Genomic DNA, 16,482 nt, shown 5'->3' with positions numbered 1-16,482 from the left:
CAGCCGACCTCAGACCTACCCCCGCACCCGGAAACCCCACCGAAGGAACCCACTGGTATGAGCAGCACGATCGCCGGCAACGGGGAGAAGTCCCTCGTCCTCGCCTCGGGGCGCGCGCACCCCGAGCTGGCCAACGACGTCGCGCGGGAGCTGGGCATCGACCTGCTGCCCACGACCGCGTACGACTTCGCGAACGGCGAGATCTACGTCCGGTTCGGCGAGTCGGTGCGCGGCTCGGACGTCTTCATCCTCCAGAGCCACACGGCGCCGATCAACCAGTGGATCATGGAGCAGCTGCTCATGGTCGACGCCGCGAAGCGCGCCTCGGCCCGCACGATCACGGTCGTGCAGCCGTTCTACGGGTACGCCCGCCAGGACAAGAAGCACCGCGGTCGCGAGCCGATCTCGGCGCGCCTCATGTCCGACCTGTTCACCGCCGCGGGCGCCGACCGTCTCATGAGCGTCGACCTGCACGCCGCGCAGACGCAGGGCTTCTTCGACGGGCCGGTCGACCACCTGTGGGCGATGCCGATCCTCACCGACTACGTGCGCTCGCGCGTCGACACGTCGAACGTCACGGTCGTCTCGCCCGACGCGGGCCGCATCCGCGTCGCCGAGCAGTGGGCCGCGAAGCTCGGCGGCGGGCCGCTCGCGTTCGTCCACAAGACGCGCGACGTCACGCGCCCGAACCAGGCCGTCGCGAACCGCGTCGTGGGTGACGTCGAGGGCCGCGACTGCGTGCTCGTCGACGACCTCATCGACACCGGCGGCACGATCGCCGAGGCCGTGCGCGTCATCCTCGCCGCGGGCGCGCGGTCGGTCATCGTGGCCGCGACGCACGGCGTGCTGTCCGACCCGGCGGCCCAGCGCCTGTCCGAGTGCGGGGCGAGCGAGGTCGTCATCACGGACACGCTGCCCATCGCGGCCGAGAAGCAGTTCCCGCAGCTCACGGTGCTCTCCATCGCGCCGCTCATCGCGCGCGCGATCCGCGAGGTGTTCGACGACGGCTCGGTCACCTCGCTCTTCGACGGCAACAGCTGACGCAGCGGCGGGGCTGTACGGTCCGTGCGAGCATGGCGGCCATGAACGGCTCTGGGGTGACGACCACCGGTCAGGGAGCGGTGACGGCCACGCCGGACGTCGCCGTCGTCGAGCTCGGCGCCGAGGCGAGCGCGCCCGGCGTCCAGGACGCGCTCGACCGCGCCAACGCCGGGCTCGCCGCGGCGCGGGACGCGCTCGTCGCGCACGGCGTGGCGCCGTCCGACCTGCGCACGTCGCAGACGTCCACGTGGACCGAGCAGCGCGAGGACGGCCCCCGCACGACCGCGCGCCTCACGCTGCGCGCGACGCTGCGCGACGTGGGGGCGAGCGGCGAGGTCGTGCGCGCCGCGCTCGACGCCGCCGGCCCGGTGGGCCGGCTCGACTCGACCAGCCTCGCCGTGGGGGACCCCGGCCCGCTCGCGGCCGCGGCGCGCGAGGCCGCGTTCGCCAACGCCCGCGCCCGCGCCGAGCAGTACGCCCGCCTCGCGGGACGCTCGCTCGGTCCGGTCGTCGAGATCCGGGAGGACGACGGCGCGCCCGGCCCGGTGGCGCGCGTCCTCGCGGCGAAGGCGACGAGCGACGCGCTCGTCGTCGAGCCGGGCAGCCAGGAAGTCCGCGCGACCGTCACCGTCCGGTGGGAGCTCGCCGACCCGGCGGACCGGGGCCCGGCGTCGCCGACGGCGTGAGACCTGCACCGGGCACCGGTGACAAACGGCAGGTGCCCGGCCCCGCCGCCCGGTCCTAGCGTGGACGCATGCTCATCCTCGAGGACTACCTGCTGCTCACGCTCGACGACGTGACCGGGAAGGCCGTCGTCGACGCCTCGTACCGCGAGCAGGTCGCCGCGGGCGCGCTGCTCGTCGAGCTCGCGCTGCTCGGCCGGGCCGACCTCGCGGGCGACGGCGACGGCGGCCGGGTGGGCCGCATCGTCGTGCGGGACGCGTCCCCGACCGGCAACGCGCTGCTCGACGAGGCGCTCGACGTCGTGCGGGCGCGCGAGGGTTCCACGCCGAAGGCGCTCGTCGCGCCGATCGCCAGGCTCCGGCCCGCCGCCCGCGCGGTCGCGGCGCTCGCGGAGCGCGGCGTCCTGCGGCGCGAGGAGGGCCGCGTGCTCGGCATCTTCCCGACGACGCGCTTCCCCGCGGCGGACTCCCGCCACGAGGACGCGGTGCGGGCCGACCTGCAACGCGTCCTCGTCGAGGGGCAGGTGCCGGACGCGCGCGCGGCGGCGATCGTCGCGCTGCTCGCCGCGACGGGCCAGGCGGGCCGGGTGCTCGCGAGCGGCGGCAGCGACGCCGACGGCGGGCCCGGACGCACCGCCGCGGGGCGTCGCGACGTCGACGCCCGGGCGCGCGAGATCGCGCGCGAGAGCTGGGCGAGCGAGGCCGTGCGGGCGTACGTCGAGGAGGTCACCGCGGTGATCCTCGTCGGGGCGGCCGTCGCGACGACGACGGCGGCGACCGGCTGAGCAGCGCGGTCGTCCGACCGCTCCCGCAGCCCGGGCGTCAGGGCCGGCCGAGAGCGCGGTACGTCCACCCCGCGTCGCGCCAGACCGCCGGGTCGAGCGCGTTGCGACCGTCCAGCACGCGCCGGTGCGCGACATGCTCGCCGAGAGCGCGGGGGTCGATGTCCCGGTACTTGCGCCACTCCGTGAGCAGCACGACCACGTCGGCCTCCTGCGCAGCTTCCTCGACGGTCGCCGCGAACTTGAGCTCCGGCGCGGTGCGTCGTGCGTTCTCCACGGCGCGGGGGTCGGTGACGACCACGTGCGCGCCCTGTAGGTGCATCTGCATCGCGACGTTGAGCGCGGGCGAGTCCCGCGTGTCGTCGCTGTCGGGCTTGAAGGCGGCACCGAGGACGGCCACGTTGCGGCCCACGACCGACCCGCCGCACACCTCGCGCGCCAGGTCGACCATCCGCACGCGCCGCCGCATGTTGATGGAGTCGACCTCCCGGAGGAAGGACAGCGCCTGGTCGACACCCAGCTCGCCCGCGCGGGCCATGAACGCGCGGATGTCCTTGGGCAGGCAGCCTCCACCGAACCCGAGCCCGGCGTTGAGGAAGCTGCGCCCGATGCGAGCGTCGTGCCCGATCGCGTCCGCGAGGACCGTGACGTCGCCCCCGGTCGCCTCGCACAGCTCTGCCATCGCGTTGATGAACGAGATCTTCGTCGCGAGGAACGAGTTCGCCGCGACCTTGACGAGCTCGGCCGTCGCGAAGTCGGTGACGACCTTCGGGGTGCCGTCCGCGAGGACGGCTGCGTAGACCTCGTCGAGCACGCTCTCCGCGGTGCCGTCGTCCTCCGGTCCGACCCCGTACACGAGACGGTCCGGGTGGAGGGTGTCCTGCACGGCGTGGCCCTCGCGCAGGAACTCCGGGTTCCACACCAGGCGTGCCGTCGGCTGGACCGCGCGCACGCGTGCTGCGAGCCGCGCGGCGGTCCCTACGGGGACGGTGGACTTGCCGACCACCAGGTCCCCGGGGGCCAGGTGCGGCAGGAGCGACTCGATCGCGGCGTCGACGTAGCGCAGGTCGGCGGCGTACTCGCCCTGCCGCTGCGGCGTGCCGACGCAGAGGAAGTGGACCCGGGCCCCGGCCGCACGCGACACGTCCGACGTGAAGGACAGACGGCCGCCCCCCACCTCCTGCTCGAGGAGCTCTGGGAGGCCTGGCTCGAAGAACGGCGCCCGGCCTGCGGTGAGCGCCTGGACCTTGTCGGCGTCGACGTCCACGCCCACGACCTCGTGACCGAGCGACGCCATGCTTGCCGCGTGCACGGCACCGAGGTACCCGCAGCCGACCACCGAGATGTGCATCGAGGTCCTCCGTGGGAGTCGGTCCGGGTGTCGAGCAACGCTACTCCGCACGTGCCCGCGCTCGACCGGCTCGTGAGGGTGAAATGACGGACACAGGGGGCCAACCGGTCGCGGTGCGGTGACGCGGCGGGTGAACTTCCGGGCCGGAGGTCGCCCTCCGGTCTCCGCGGATGGTTCGATGCGGCTGAGGGTGCACGCGGGGGGTGGCGGTCACGCGGTGTCGTCGCAGTCTCGACGAGCACGCGAGAAGCAGGACGCCCTCATGCCGCACAGCACACCGGAACCCCGGCCGTCTGAGGTCACGCGTCGGCGCTGGTTCGTCGCGACGGCCACTGTTGTGGCGGGTGCGCTCGCGCTCGTGGGCGTCGGGGCGGCGCTGCCCGGGACCCCCCGTGGCGCCGGCACCTCGCAGCTCACCGACGTCGTCGGGGACACCGCGGCGGAGAGCGTCGCGATCGGTGGTGCCGTCGGCCAGGAGGTCACGGCGAACTTCGCTCCCGGCCAGTCCGGCCCCGAGGGACCGGACGCGTCCGCCGCGTCGATGTGGTGGCGCTGGACGGCACCGACGAGCGGCCCGATCACCTTCTCGACGCACGGCAGCGAGCTCGACACCGTGCTCACCGTCTATCCGCGCTCGGCGAAGAACGCCCCTGTCGCGGTGAACGATGACGAGGGCGACGTCCGCACCTCGTCGGTCACGTTCGACGCGACCGCGGGGGAGGAGTACCTCGTCGAGGTCACCGCGGCCTCGTCCGAACCCGGTCTGCTGACGCTGTCGTGGCAGCCGCCCGCTCCGGCGGACGCGACGCTCCTGCAGGAGCCCGCCGCGACGGCGATCACGTCCACCGGCATCCCCCTGACGGGGAACACAGGCGAGAAGCCTCAGTCCAAGCTGTGGTCCGCGGGCGGGACGTGGTGGGCGGTGCTCGCGTCGGCGAGCACCTCGCCCGCGGGCACGTGGGTCTGGCGGTACGACGCCGCCGCGAAGACCTGGACGAACGTCACGCGGATCTCCGAGCGCACGGACGTGCGCGCGGACGTCAAGACCGTCGGGGACGTGGCGCACGTGCTGCTCCACGGACCGACGACGACCCTCGTCTCGATCCAGCGCGACGCGCAGTCGAACACGTACGTCCCGTGGACCTCGCGCGCCGGGGCGACCGCGGTCTCCTTGCCGGGGAGCGAGACTGCGACGATCGACATCGACTCGACCGGTCGCATGTGGGTCGCCTGGGACACCGCGAGCCAGGTCCAGGTGCGCTGGAGCGACGCCCCGTACTCCTCGTTCTCGGCCCCCGTCACGGTCGCGTCGGGGATCACCGACGACGACATCGCCGTCGTCACCGCGATGCGGGGCGGCAGGATCGGCGTCCTGTGGTCGAACCAGAACACCGAACGGTTCGGCTTCCGCACGCACATGGACGGTTCGTCCCCGTCGACGTGGACTGCGGACGAGGTGCCGGCCGCCGGCTCCGCGCTGAACGTCGGCGACGGCATGGCGGACGACCACCTCAACCTGGCGCTCGCGGACGACGGCACGCTGTACGCGGCGGTCAAGACGTCGTACGACTCGTCAGACCTGCCGGTGATCGGCCTGCTGGTGCGGCACCCGGACGGCACCTGGGACCCGCTGCGCGAGGTCGACCGCATCGGGACGCGAGGGATCGTCCTCATCGACGACGTCACCGATCGGCTGCGGGTCGTGTACACGCGCAGCACCGAGCTCGACGACATCCTCGTGAAGGAGACCTCGCGCACGTCGCCCGACTTCAGCGGCCCGGCCGAGACCTTGCTCGCGGGCGCCTGGAACAACGCGACGGCGACGAAGTCGAACGTCCCGGGCGAGGTGCTCGTGATGGCGTCCTCGTCGTCGACGGCGCAAGCGGCGCGGCTCGCCTGGACGCCCCCGGGCGCCCCGACGGCGCTCGACGCGACCGTCTCGACGACCGCCGGCGCCTCCGTGTCGGGGACGCTCCGCGCGGACGGACCTGCCGACGCGCCCACGACCTACGAGATCGTGTCCGCTCCAGCGACCGGGACGCTCACCGCGTTCGACCCCTCGACCGGTGCGTTCACCTATCGGGCCGGCACGAGCACGGGGGTCGACTCGTTCACCTTCCGCGCGGGGCGCGACGGGGTCTGGTCCCAGCCCGCGACGGTGACGGTGCGCGTGTCCACGGCTGACGGGCTCGTCGGGGCGTGGAACCTCGACGAGGGGCAGGGCCTCGTCACCGTCGACGCGTCCGGCTGGGGCGGCACGGGTGCGCTCGTGGGTGCGACCACCTGGGTGCCCGGGGTGACGGGTTCGGCCGTGCGCTCGGACGGGAGCACGGGCCATGTGCGGGTGCCCGACTCCGCCGCGCTCGACCTGACGTCCCGGCTGACGGTCGTCGCCTGGATCCGGCCGGAGCAGCGGGCGACGCAGTACGTGGTGAAGAAGGCTGCGCAGGGGGAGACGGACGGCTATGAGCTCGGCCTCTCGTCCGGCGGCACGCCGTTCCTGCGCCTGAACCAGGCGTCCTCAGGCGACACGTTCCGCGTCGACGCGACCTCGTCCTACCCCACGGACGGCACCTGGACGCAGCTCGTCGGCACGTACGACGGGACGCGCATGCGGATCTACGTGAACGGCGTGGAGCAGGGGTCGAAGGCGGGTCCGGCGACAGTCGTCGCGAACTCGTCGCCGCTGGGCATCGGCGCCGAGCCCACCGGGTTCCGACCGATGAAGGGCGCGATCGACGGCGTACGCCTCTACGACCGTGCGTTGTCGGCGAGCGAGGTCACGACGCTCTTCCAGGGCGGTTCCACGCAGCCCACGCCTGCCCCCGTCGCGCGGGACGGTGCTGTGACGACGACGCTCGGTCGGCCGGTCTCGGGCACGCTCGCGGCCACGGTCCCGCAGGGCGCGACGCCGCAGTTCCAGATCGTCACCCCACCCGGCCGCGGGACGGTCGTGCTGACCAGCCCGACGACGGGCGCGTTCACCTACACGCCGGGCGCCTCGCCCGGCACGGACTCCTTCACGTTCCGAGTCGGTGCCGGTGGGCAACGGTCCGCGCCGGCGACGGTCCGGGTGGCGGTGACGTCCCCGGACGGGCTCGTCGGAGCGTGGGACCTCGACGAGGGCCAGGGGCTCGCGACGGCGGACGCCTCGGGCTGGTCGAACGGCGGCTCCCTGGTCGGCGCGGCCACCTGGGTCCTCGGTCGCAGCGGAACCGCGGTGCGGTCCGACGGCGTGACGGGCTACGTCCGCGTCCCCGACGTCACGGCGCTCGACCTCACGACGGGGATGACCGTGAGTGCCTGGGTGCGACCGGAGCACACCGCGACGCAGTACGTGGTCAAGAAGGCTTCGCAGGGGACGACCGACGGCTACGAGCTCGGGCTCGCGAGCGGGGGCAGGCCGTTCCTCCGGCTCAACCACGCCTCCTCGGGTGACTCGTACCGGGTCGACGCGACCTCCTCGTACCCGACGGACGGGACCTGGGTGCATCTTGCGGGCACCTACGACGGCACGCGGCTGCGCATCTACGTGAACGGGGTCGAGCAGGCGTCGAAGGCTGGTCCGGCGAGCATCGGCACGAACTCGCTCCCGCTGGGCATCGGGGCCGAGCCCAACGGCACCCGCGCGACCAAGGGCGCCGTCGACACCGTGCGGCTCTACGACCGCGCCCTCACGGCAACCGAGGTCTCGGCGCTCTACGCCGGAGGCAGCGCCTCGCCCACGCCGACGCCTGACCCGACGCCGGCGCCGACGCCTGACCCGACGCCGGCGCCGACTCCCGACCCGACGCCGACGCCGACGCCGACGCCGGCGCCGACGCCGACGCCCGATCCGACTCCCGACCCGACGCCGGCGCCGACTCCCGACCCGACGCCGACGCCCGACCCGGGACCGACGCTCCCGGTCGGTGCGGTCGCGGCGTGGGGCTTCGACGAGGGGCAGGGGACCATGGCGGTGGACGGCACGACCAACGGTGCGACGGCGTCGCTGCGCTCGGGTGCGACGTGGGCGGCGGGGCTCAGCGGCACCGCGCTGGGGCTGGACGGTGTCGACGACTTCGCGCGCGTCGAGGACACCCCCGCCCTCGACCTCAGTGGACCGATGTCCGTCTCTGCCTGGGTCCGTCCCGAGCAGAAGGCGACCCAGTACGTGCTCAAGAAGGCCGCGCAGGGCGTGACGGACGGGTACGAGCTGGGCCTCGCGAACGGAGGGACGGCGTTCCTCCGGTTCAACCACGCGTCCTCCGGGGACACCTATCGCGTCGACACCACGTCGCCGTACCCGACGGACGGCACCTGGGTGCACCTCGTGGGCACCTACGACGGCTCGCAGATGAGGATCTTCGTGAACGGCGTCGAGCAGGCCTCGAAGGCGGGGCCGGCCGCCGTCGGGACCAACGCGCTCCGTCTGGGGATCGGCGCTGAGCCGGACGGCATGCGTCCGGTGAAGGGCCGTCTTGACGGAGTGCGGCTCTACGCCCGCGCCTTGAGCGCGGCGGAGGTGGCGCAGCTCTACGCAGCGCCCGGGCGGTAGCCCGGACGTGTTGCCTGGGCCCGGACACGGTTTCGCGGCGGGCTCAGGCCCGGGTACAGTTATCAGGTTGCCTCGGCGAGGGACGTCTGACGGCCGGCAGCGCTGGACCGGTGAGCACACCGGCGGCGCGGGACCGCACGTGTCAGCCAGACCTGTTGGATCTCCGTTATCGACTGGGCGGTCGTCCTCCTGCGCGCCCGTCACACGTCCCGCGCCGACGCAGCCGCCCGTCCGGGAGGCCCTCTCACCGTCCGGACAGCCGACCGTCCCCCACTGGCGGCCGGCCCGCAACGTTCTTCCAGGAGTGATCCACGTGTCCGAGATCAAGCTCGCCGCCGAGGCCCGTACCGAGTTCGGCAAGGGTGCCGCCCGTCGTATCCGCCGTGCCGACAAGATCCCCGCGGTCCTCTACGGCCACGGCAGCGCGCCGGTGCACGTCACCCTCCCGGGCCACCAGACGATGCTGGCGCTCAAGCACTCGAACGCGCTCTTCTCGATCGAGCTCGAGGGCAAGGGCCAGCTCGCCATCGCCAAGGACGTCCAGCGCGACCCGGTCCGCAACGTCATCGAGCACGTCGACCTGCTCATCGTGAAGAAGGGCGAGAAGGTCGCCGTCGAGGTCCCGGTCGCCGTCACCGGCGAGTCCGCCCCCGGCACCATCCACCTCGTCGACCTGCAGACCCTCGCCATCGAGGCCGAGGCGACGCACCTCCCCGAGTCCGTCGAGGTCTCCATCGAGGGCCTCGAGGCCGGCACGACCGTCACGGCGGGCGAGGTGAAGCTCCCCTCCGGCGCGACGCTCACGACGGACGCCGAGCTCGTCGTCGTGACGATCTCCGTGCCGCAGGACAACTCGGCGGACATCGAGGCCGCCGAGGCCGAGGCTGCCGAGCAGGCCGCCGGCTCCGAGGCGACCGCGGGCGAGTGACCCCCCGCGCGGACCTCGTCCGCGCCATGCTCTCGGCGAGGCGTCCGGCACCCTGGTGCCGGACGCCTCGCGCGCGTCGGGAGCCGGGACCGTGCAGGACGTCAGCGAAGGAACGGTGCACATGAGCGACCAGCCGTGGCTCGTCGTCGGGCTCGGGAACCCGGGCCCCGGCTATGCCGGCAACCGCCACAACCTGGGCCACATGGTCCTGGACGTCCTGGCTGGCCGGGCGGGCACCCGGTTCGCGCGGCACCCGCGGGCGCAGGCCGCCGTCGCGGAGGCGCGTCTCGGCATGCTCCCCGGCGGGCGTCCCGGGCCGCGCGTCGTGCTCGCGAAGCCCACGACGTACATGAACGTCTCGGGCGGGCCCGTGGCGGGGCTCGCCAGGTACTACGGGATCGACCCCGAGCACGTGGTCGTGGTCCACGACGAGGTGGACATCCCCTTCGGCACCGTCAAGCTGAAGGTCGGGGGCGGCGAGGGCGGCCACAACGGGCTGCGCGACATCACCAAGGCGCTCGGCACGAAGGACTACGTCCGGGTCCGGGGCGGCGTCGGGCGTCCGCCCGGCCGCATGGACACCGCCGACTACGTGCTCAAGGACTTCAAGGGCACCGAGGCGAAGGAGCTGCCCTTCCTCCTCGACGACGCGGCCGACGCGGTCGAGATGCTGCTCACCGAAGGGTTGCTCGCGGCGCAGGGGAAGTTCCACACCAGGCCGTAGCTCCGGGTGCGCCCGTTTTCACCCGGGTGAGGTCCCTTCGTCCCTCTCCGTGCGGACCGGGTCGCATGCCTACGCTGGGTCCTCGCGCTCGTGAGGAGGACCGATGACCCACGGTGTCGCGCTCGCGCACGACTACGCGACCCAGCGTGGGGGCGCAGAGCGTGTCGCGCTGCTGCTCGCCGACGCTTTCCCCGGCGCGCCCATGTACACGACGCTGTACGACCGGCACGGCACCTTCCCCGAGTTCGACGCGATCGAGCTGCGGACGTCCGCGCTCGACCGTGCGTCGCTCCTGCGTCGGCACCACCGTGTCGCCCTGCCGTTCCTCGCGCCTGCCGTCGACCGCCAGCGCGTGGACGCGGACGTGCTACTCGCGTCCTCCACCGGGTGGGCCCACGGCTACCGGGGCGCCCGGCGCACGGTGGTCTACTGCCACGCGCCCGCCCGCTGGCTCTACCAGCGCGACCGGTATCTCGGGCCGGCGCAGGGGTCCGCCGCGCACCGCGCCCGGCGTGGGGCAGCGGCTGCAGCGCTCGGTGTCCTGGCGCCCGGGCTGCGGCGGTGGGACGGTGCTGCCGCGCGGCGCGCCGACGTCTACCTCGCGAACTCCACCGTGACGCAGCGCGCGATCCGCGCCGCGTACGGGATCGAGGCCGAGGTGCTCCCGCCCCCGCCCGCGATGCTCCCCGCGGGAGAGGAGCGGACGGTGCCCGGTACGGGCACGGGATTCCTGCTGTGCGTCGCACGGCTCCTGCCGTACAAGAACGTCGACGTCGTCATCGACGCGGCGCTGGCGACCGGACGCGAGCTGGTCGTCGTCGGCGACGGTCCGGACCGTGCGCGGCTCGAGGCGCGCGCGGTTCGCGGTGGTCGCGGGAGGGTGCACCTGCTCGGCCGGGTCGACGACGCGACCCTGCGCTGGCTCTACCGGAACGCGTCGGCGCTCGTCGCCGCGTCGTACGAGGACTACGGATTGTCGCCGCTCGAGGCCGGGGCGTTCGGACGACCGAGCGTCGTCCTGCGCGACGGAGGCTATCTCGACACGGTCGCGGACGGGGTGAACGGCGTGTTCTTCGACGCGCCTCGGTCCGATCTCGTCGCCGCGGCCGTCGAGACTGCCCTCGCGCGGACGTGGGAGGATGGCGTCGTGACGGCGCACGTCGAGGCGTTCGGCAGAGAGCGGTTCGTGCGGCGCCTGCGAGCGGTCGTGGCGGAGCAGGGTGAGGGACGCACCCCGGGCGCCGCTCGACCGGGTGGGGGGAGCGCGCAACGATGACCATCAGGGAGTTCGCCCGGACGGTCTGGTCGGGCAGGTACTACGTGCTCGGCGCGGTGCTCGTCGTCGTCGCCGGTGCGCTGTTCTATCTCGACCGCCAGGACACGACGTACCGGGCTGTCGCGACGGTCCAGCTCTACGGCGTCCAGAGCGCCCAGGGCGGAGAGTCCCTCGTGGAGGTGACCGTCACGACCGACGCCGAGGACGTCACCTCGGCCGAGGTCGCGGCCGCGGCTGCCGCCGCCCTGGACGAGCCCGGGTCCGCCGACGAGCTCGCAGACCTCGTCTCGGCGAGCGTGGACGGCGAGAGCCGTGCGGTGACCGTCGACGCGACGACGACGGACCGAGCGCGCTCCGTCGAGGTCGCGAACGCGTTCGCCGACGCCTATGCCGCGCAGCTCGTGACCCTTCAGGCGGACCAGGTCGCCGAGCTCGAGAGCAGGCGGGAGGCGCTCGCCGACCAGCTCGCGGGAGTCCGCCAGCGGCTCGCGGTCGACGGTGACGACCCCCTTGCGCTCGCCGAGCAGGACATCATCGTCGACGACTACTCGGCGCTCACCCTGCAGATCAACGCGTTGCGCGGCATCGCCGTGCCCGGCGAGGTGGTGGAGCCGGCGACGGGCGCGGAGCCGCTGGGTCTCTCGCGCGTGACCGTGCTGGCGCTCGCCGTGCTCGTCGGGTTCGTGGCCGGGGTGGGCCTGGCGTTCGCCCGCCGCGGCCTGGACGTCCGCGTCCGCAGCGCGGCCGAGAGCACGCGGCTCACCGACACGCCGGTGCTCGCCGAGCTCTACGGGACCCGCCCGGCGGAGCGCGAGTTCTCGCACACGAGCGCGCTGCCGGTCGCGAGCAAGATCGCGACCCCGTTCACGGAGTCGATCCGCGAGCTGCGGACCGCCGTGCAGGTGTCGACCGCGGGGATGAAGCACGTGGTCGTCGTCGTGACCGCAGCGGACCCGTCCGCCCCTCGCTCGTTCATCACCGCGAACCTCGCGGCATCGTTCGCCCTGAGCGGGCGTCGCACCGTCGCGCTGTCCGGCGACCTCCGACGACCCCAGCTCGACCGCATGCTCCCACCCCCGGAGGGCTGGCAGGGCCAGGACCAGGAGCTGCGCCCTACGTCGGTGCCGAACCTGCGGGTCATGCCCGTCCCAGAGGAGGAGATGGACCCGGCCGACTTCCTCGCGACCGAACGGGCACGCGGGCTCGTGGTCAGCCTGCGTGAGCACGCCGAGGTCGTCGTCGTCGACGCGCCGCCGGTGCTCGCCGCCGCGGACGCGACCATCCTCGGCGGCTACGCCAACGGCGTGGTGCTCATCGCGTCCGCCGGACGGACCGACCGGGCAGTCCTCGCCGAGGCCACCGAGCGGCTGCGGGTGAGCAACGTGCCGCTCCTCGGCATCGCCCTCACCGGTGTCACCGGGGACCGCCGCATGCTCTACGCCTCGACCTACGGCGAGGAGGCGGACACCCCCGAGCCGCCGGGCGACCGGCGCGTCTCGTCGGCGGGCGCCGCCCCGTCCCGCGAGAGCGAGGGCGCCGGGGACCCGGAGGTCCCGTCGCGGAGCACGCGACGCGCGGACGTCGTCGCGGCCGCCGTCGCCGTCGAGGGGCACGCGCGGCCCGGCGACCCGAGCGCCGAGGCTGTCCGGGAAGGTCTGTCCGACCCCGCCGCCGGCGACCCGGCGCAGCGTCCGGCGGCGTCCCGCGGCAGGCGGAAGACCGTCCTCGCACCGGCGTGGAGCAAGGTGGAACCCGCCGCGCCGACGGAACCTCCCGGGGAGTCCACCGACGACGCGCGCAAGCGCCCGTTCCGGTGGTGAGCCGCCCGGGCGGTCCGCCGCTCCGGGTCCTCGTGCTCGACCACACCGCGGAGCTCGGTGGTGCCGAGCTCGCGCTCGTCCGCACGTGCGCGGCCCTCGGGCCCGAGGTGGACGTCCGGGCCGTGCTGTTCTCCGACGGCCCGCTCCGCGCACGTCTCGAGGAGCGCGGCGTGCGCGTCGATGTCGTCACGCTCGCGCCGTCCGTCGCGACCACCGACCGCGAGCGGGCCGGGCGGCTCTCGGCGGCGACGGTCACGGGCGTCCTGCGCACCGTCCCCTTCCTCTGGCGGCTCACGCGGCGCGTGCGGGCGCTGCGGCCCGACGTCATCCACGCGACCTCGCTCAAGGCCGACCTCTTGGGGATCGTGCCCGCTGCGCTCGCCCGGCGGCCCCTCGTCTGGCACGTCCACGACCGCATCGCCCCCGACTACCTGCCGCGGTCGCTCGTCCGGGTCGTGCGAGGACTGGCGCGCACGGTCCCCGCGGCGGTGGTCGCGAACTCGCGCGCGACGGCGGCGACGCTGCCCGTGACGACGGCGGTCGCGTACCCCGGCTTCGCCCCCGAGCAGGCGGAGGGCGCCGGGGCCACGCCCGCCGTGCGCGCGGACGAGACGCACGGGGGGGTCGTGATGGTGGGGCGGATCAGCCCGACGAAGGGCCAGCTCGAGGTCGTGCGCGCCCTGCGCGCGGTCGTGGACGCGGTGCCGACGGCGCGACTGCGGGTCGTCGGCGAGCCGGCGTTCGGCGCGGAGGACTACGCGGCGCTGGTCCGGGACGAGGTGACGCGGCTCGGTCTCGACGACCACGTCGACCTCGTCGGGTTCGTCCCGGACCCGCGTGCGGAGCTCGACCGGGCGGCGGTGTGCGTGCACGCCTCGCCCGTACCTGAGCCGTTCGGGCAGGTCGTCGTCGAGGCGATGGTCCGGGGAGTCCCCGTCGTCGCGACGCGTGCGGGAGGCGTCGAGGAGATCCTCGACGACCCCGGGGCAGGGCCGGCCCCGCTCGGGCTCCTCGTCCCCCCCGGCGACCCCGACGCGCTCGCCGCCGCGCTGCTCGACGTGCTGCGCGACCCCGCGGCGGCGCACGACCGGGCGTCGCGCGCGCGCGAGTCGGTGGCGCGTCGGTTCCCGGTCGCGCGCACCGCGCGCGTGCTCACGGATGTCTGGACGAGCGTGTCCGCACGAGCGCGTCGCGCATGAGCGCGGCCTGACCGCGCCAGGTCGGCACGTCGGGCGGGACCGTCTGCAGCGGCCGCGCCTCGGGCGACGGGGCGGCGTCGAGCGCGGCGAGCACCGCCGCCGGGAAGCCGTCGGCACCGGCGACCCGCACCCTCGGCTCGTCCCGGAACCCTGCCACCGGTGTCGAGACGACGGGCCGCTCCACCGCCCGGTACTCGTAGAGCTTGATGGGGTCCAGGCTGTCCGTGAACGCGTCGACCACGTGCGGGACGAGCAGGACGTCGGCGTGGCGCAGGTAACCAGGCACGGCGGTCCAGGGACGGGGTCCGAGGAGCACCACGCCGACGCGCGCGAGGTCCGCGTGCTCGGTGGGGGACAGGTCCACCACGGGCCCGACGAGGACCACCCGCGCGCGCCCGGCGAGCTCCCGCGCGGTCGCGAGAAGCAACGGGACGTCGAACCGGTCGGGGTGCACGGTCCCGACGTAGACCGCGACCCGGCCCGTGGGGAGGTCGTCCGGGCGAGCGACACCGCGGCGGTAGCGGTCGAGGTCGACGCCGTTGGTCAGGAGCGTCACGTCCCGGGTCGCCCCCTTGCGCGCGACCAGGCCGGTGGAGCACACGATGACCTCGGCGCATCGGTCCAGCAGCGTCGCCTCGTCGTCGACGAGGCGCGCATGCTCGGCCGGGGACCGGTCGGCGGCGAGCCAGTCGTCGGTGACGTCGTAGAGGGCGGGCCACTCCGTGCGCCGCACGACCGCGGCGCCGGACGGGTCGTTCACCCACAGCACGGGGCGGCGGAACCCCGCCCGTGCAGCGGCATGCTCGACGGACCGCGCGAGGCGGTCGTCGACGCTCGGGTCGACCTTGCGAGGCAACCACTTCGTCGGCTCGTGTAGCAGGAGCCGACGCCGGTCGAGCCCAGCCACGGCGGGTGCCTCGCGCAGCCCGCGGCCGGCGCGAGGCACCGTCCGGCGGGTGAGCCGGTGCAGCGGGTCGGCCGCCGGCTCCACGAACAGCACGCGTGCCGTCGGGTCGGCACGGCACAGCTCTGTCACGAGGTACTGGTTGCGGCGCCACACGTCGTCCCAGCGCTCGAGCGACAGGACGACGACGTCACCGACGCCCGCCGCGGTCTCGCCGCGCGTCACGCGAGCACCGCGCGGTAGACGGCGTCCGTCCCCACGACCTGGGCGGCGGGCGTGAACCTCTCGCGCTGCGCCGTGCGCCCGGCGTCGGCGCACGCGTCACGGCGTGCGGGGTCGGCCGCGAGGGCCGCGAGGGCACGCCCGGCCGCGCCGGCGTCGAGCGGCGGGTAGAGGGTGAGCGGGTCGATCCCGGCCAGCGTCTCGCGGTGCCCGCCCGCCGCCGAGGCCACCACCGGGAGCCCGCTCGCCATCGCCTCCAGGACGCTCAGGCCGAGCCCTTCGACCGGGCACGGCGCGACGAGCAGCCCCGCCCGGTCCAGGAGCGTGTCGACGTCGTCGCGCGCCCCGAGGAACGTCGTGGCGTCGCCGATGCCGAGCGACCGGGCGAGGGCCTCGAGCGCCGCGCGCTGCGCGCCGTCGCCCGCGACCTCGAGGCGCCACCCCCGGCCGGAGAGGCCGGACGCGGCGAACGCCTCGAGCGCGAGGTCGGTGCGCTTCTCCGGCTCGAGCCGTTGGACGACGAGCACGACGGCGGCGCGCTCGGCGGCGCCACGCCCGTCGGGACGGTCCGCCACGCCCGGGTGCACCACCTCGCACGCGCCCTCGACGTGCTCGGCGACGTACCGGCTGATGGCGATCTGCGCGCGGACCGACGACGCCGCGACCACCGCGACGACGCGCCCACGAGCGCCGGTGCCGCGGCGGCGCGCGAAGTGTCGCGTCGAGACGACGGGCGGGAACCCGCGCGTCGTGCGAGCCGCCAGGGCAGCGGCCACCTCGGCCGCCGTCATGTGTACGTGGACCACGTCGGCGGCCGCGCCGTGCGCCCGCAGCGCACGGACCACGTCGCCGGTCGTCGTCGCGGGCAGGAGCGGCACGCCCGGGTCGTCCACGGTCGCGCGCATTCCCTCGGGCGCCCCGCCCACGACCGCCACGTCGTGCCCGGCCGCCGACTGCGCGCGCGCCAGCCGTGCCACGTGCCGCTCGACCCCGGCGAACCCGTCGGAACGCACTG

General features: G+C 74.6%; 12 protein-coding genes. 9 read left to right on the top strand and 3 right to left on the bottom strand.

The window, feature by feature from the left end:
- The first annotated feature begins 57 nt into the window (after positions 1 to 57).
- From RSE42_RS14685 to RSE42_RS14675, 3 genes are all read left to right on the top strand, one after another.
- Positions 58 to 1,041, top strand: coding sequence for a ribose-phosphate diphosphokinase (locus RSE42_RS14685; RefSeq protein WP_024841193.1), 984 nt, complete (start codon positions 58 to 60; stop codon positions 1,039 to 1,041).
- Positions 1,042 to 1,082: 41 nt separating this feature from the next.
- Positions 1,083 to 1,727 (top strand): SIMPL domain-containing protein, encoded by a 645-nt coding sequence (locus RSE42_RS14680; protein WP_415296830.1) that lies wholly within the window; start codon positions 1,083 to 1,085, stop codon positions 1,725 to 1,727.
- A 68-nt stretch (positions 1,728 to 1,795) separates the two neighbouring features.
- Positions 1,796 to 2,509, top strand: a complete 714-nt coding sequence (locus RSE42_RS14675; RefSeq protein WP_415296828.1) for a GOLPH3/VPS74 family protein — start codon at positions 1,796 to 1,798, stop codon at positions 2,507 to 2,509.
- 37 nt (positions 2,510 to 2,546) lie between these two features.
- Here RSE42_RS14675 and RSE42_RS14670 read toward each other — a convergent pair whose 3' ends face one another.
- Complete coding sequence (locus RSE42_RS14670) at positions 2,547 to 3,857, bottom strand: UDP-glucose dehydrogenase family protein (RefSeq protein ID WP_415296826.1); 1,311 nt, start codon at positions 3,855 to 3,857, stop codon at positions 2,547 to 2,549.
- A 337-nt stretch (positions 3,858 to 4,194) separates the two neighbouring features.
- Between RSE42_RS14670 and RSE42_RS14665 the strand changes: the two genes are divergently transcribed.
- The 6 genes from RSE42_RS14665 to RSE42_RS14640 all read left to right on the top strand — a co-directional run bounded on the left by RSE42_RS14665 (position 4,195) and on the right by RSE42_RS14640 (position 14,341).
- Positions 4,195 to 8,394 carry a LamG-like jellyroll fold domain-containing protein gene (locus RSE42_RS14665; protein ID WP_415296825.1) on the top strand — a complete coding sequence of 1,400 codons (4,200 nt, stop codon included), beginning with the start codon at positions 4,195 to 4,197 and terminating at the stop codon, positions 8,392 to 8,394.
- A gap of 313 nt (positions 8,395 to 8,707) precedes the next feature.
- Positions 8,708 to 9,322 carry a 50S ribosomal protein L25/general stress protein Ctc gene (locus RSE42_RS14660; RefSeq protein WP_415296823.1) on the top strand — a complete coding sequence of 205 codons (615 nt, stop codon included), beginning with the start codon at positions 8,708 to 8,710 and terminating at the stop codon, positions 9,320 to 9,322.
- A 121-nt stretch (positions 9,323 to 9,443) separates the two neighbouring features.
- Entirely contained in the window at positions 9,444 to 10,046 is a 603-nt protein-coding gene (gene pth, locus RSE42_RS14655; RefSeq protein WP_415296821.1) for an aminoacyl-tRNA hydrolase, read from the top strand.
- A 103-nt stretch (positions 10,047 to 10,149) separates the two neighbouring features.
- Positions 10,150 to 11,322, top strand: coding sequence for a glycosyltransferase (locus RSE42_RS14650; RefSeq protein WP_415296819.1), 1,173 nt, complete (start codon positions 10,150 to 10,152; stop codon positions 11,320 to 11,322).
- The gene (locus tag RSE42_RS14645) at positions 11,319 to 13,142 is read left to right on the top strand and encodes a hypothetical protein (RefSeq protein WP_415296817.1); all 1,824 of its coding nucleotides are present in this window, start codon (positions 11,319 to 11,321) and stop codon (positions 13,140 to 13,142) included. The genes RSE42_RS14650 and RSE42_RS14645 overlap by 4 nt, the downstream gene beginning before the upstream one ends.
- Positions 13,139 to 14,341 (top strand): glycosyltransferase, encoded by a 1,203-nt coding sequence (locus tag RSE42_RS14640; RefSeq protein ID WP_415296815.1) that lies wholly within the window; start codon positions 13,139 to 13,141, stop codon positions 14,339 to 14,341. The genes RSE42_RS14645 and RSE42_RS14640 overlap by 4 nt, the downstream gene beginning before the upstream one ends.
- Here RSE42_RS14640 and RSE42_RS14635 read toward each other — a convergent pair.
- Positions 14,295 to 15,470 carry a glycosyltransferase gene (locus tag RSE42_RS14635; protein ID WP_415296814.1) on the bottom strand — a complete coding sequence of 392 codons (1,176 nt, stop codon included), beginning with the start codon at positions 15,468 to 15,470 and terminating at the stop codon, positions 14,295 to 14,297. The two genes, RSE42_RS14640 and RSE42_RS14635, sit on opposite strands and share 47 nt — an antisense overlap.
- Positions 15,467 to 16,480, bottom strand: coding sequence for a glycosyltransferase family 4 protein (locus tag RSE42_RS14630; protein WP_415296812.1), 1,014 nt, complete (start codon positions 16,478 to 16,480; stop codon positions 15,467 to 15,469). The genes RSE42_RS14635 and RSE42_RS14630 overlap by 4 nt, the downstream gene beginning before the upstream one ends.
- Positions 16,481 to 16,482: the final 2 nt, after the last annotated feature.

This window comes from Cellulosimicrobium sp. SJTW-1 (assembly GCF_047716875.1).
Lineage (GTDB): Bacteria > Actinomycetota > Actinomycetes > Actinomycetales > Cellulomonadaceae > Cellulosimicrobium > Cellulosimicrobium funkei.
This window is presented reverse-complemented; position numbering and strand designations above follow the sequence as displayed.

Excerpts from the sequence above, each read along its gene's own strand:
- RSE42_RS14685 (WP_024841193.1), top strand. The coding sequence starts at position 58 with ATGAGCAGCACGATCGCCGGCAACGGGGAGAAGTCCCTCGTCCTCGCC.
- RSE42_RS14680 (WP_415296830.1), top strand. The coding sequence starts at position 1,083 with ATGAACGGCTCTGGGGTGACGACCACCGGTCAGGGAGCGGTGACGGCC.
- RSE42_RS14675 (WP_415296828.1), top strand. The coding sequence starts at position 1,796 with ATGCTCATCCTCGAGGACTACCTGCTGCTCACGCTCGACGACGTGACC.
- RSE42_RS14670 (WP_415296826.1), bottom strand. The coding sequence starts at position 3,857 with ATGCACATCTCGGTGGTCGGCTGCGGGTACCTCGGTGCCGTGCACGCG.
- pth (WP_415296821.1), top strand. The coding sequence starts at position 9,444 with ATGAGCGACCAGCCGTGGCTCGTCGTCGGGCTCGGGAACCCGGGCCCC.
- RSE42_RS14650 (WP_415296819.1), top strand. The coding sequence starts at position 10,150 with ATGACCCACGGTGTCGCGCTCGCGCACGACTACGCGACCCAGCGTGGG.
- RSE42_RS14645 (WP_415296817.1), top strand. The coding sequence starts at position 11,319 with ATGACCATCAGGGAGTTCGCCCGGACGGTCTGGTCGGGCAGGTACTAC.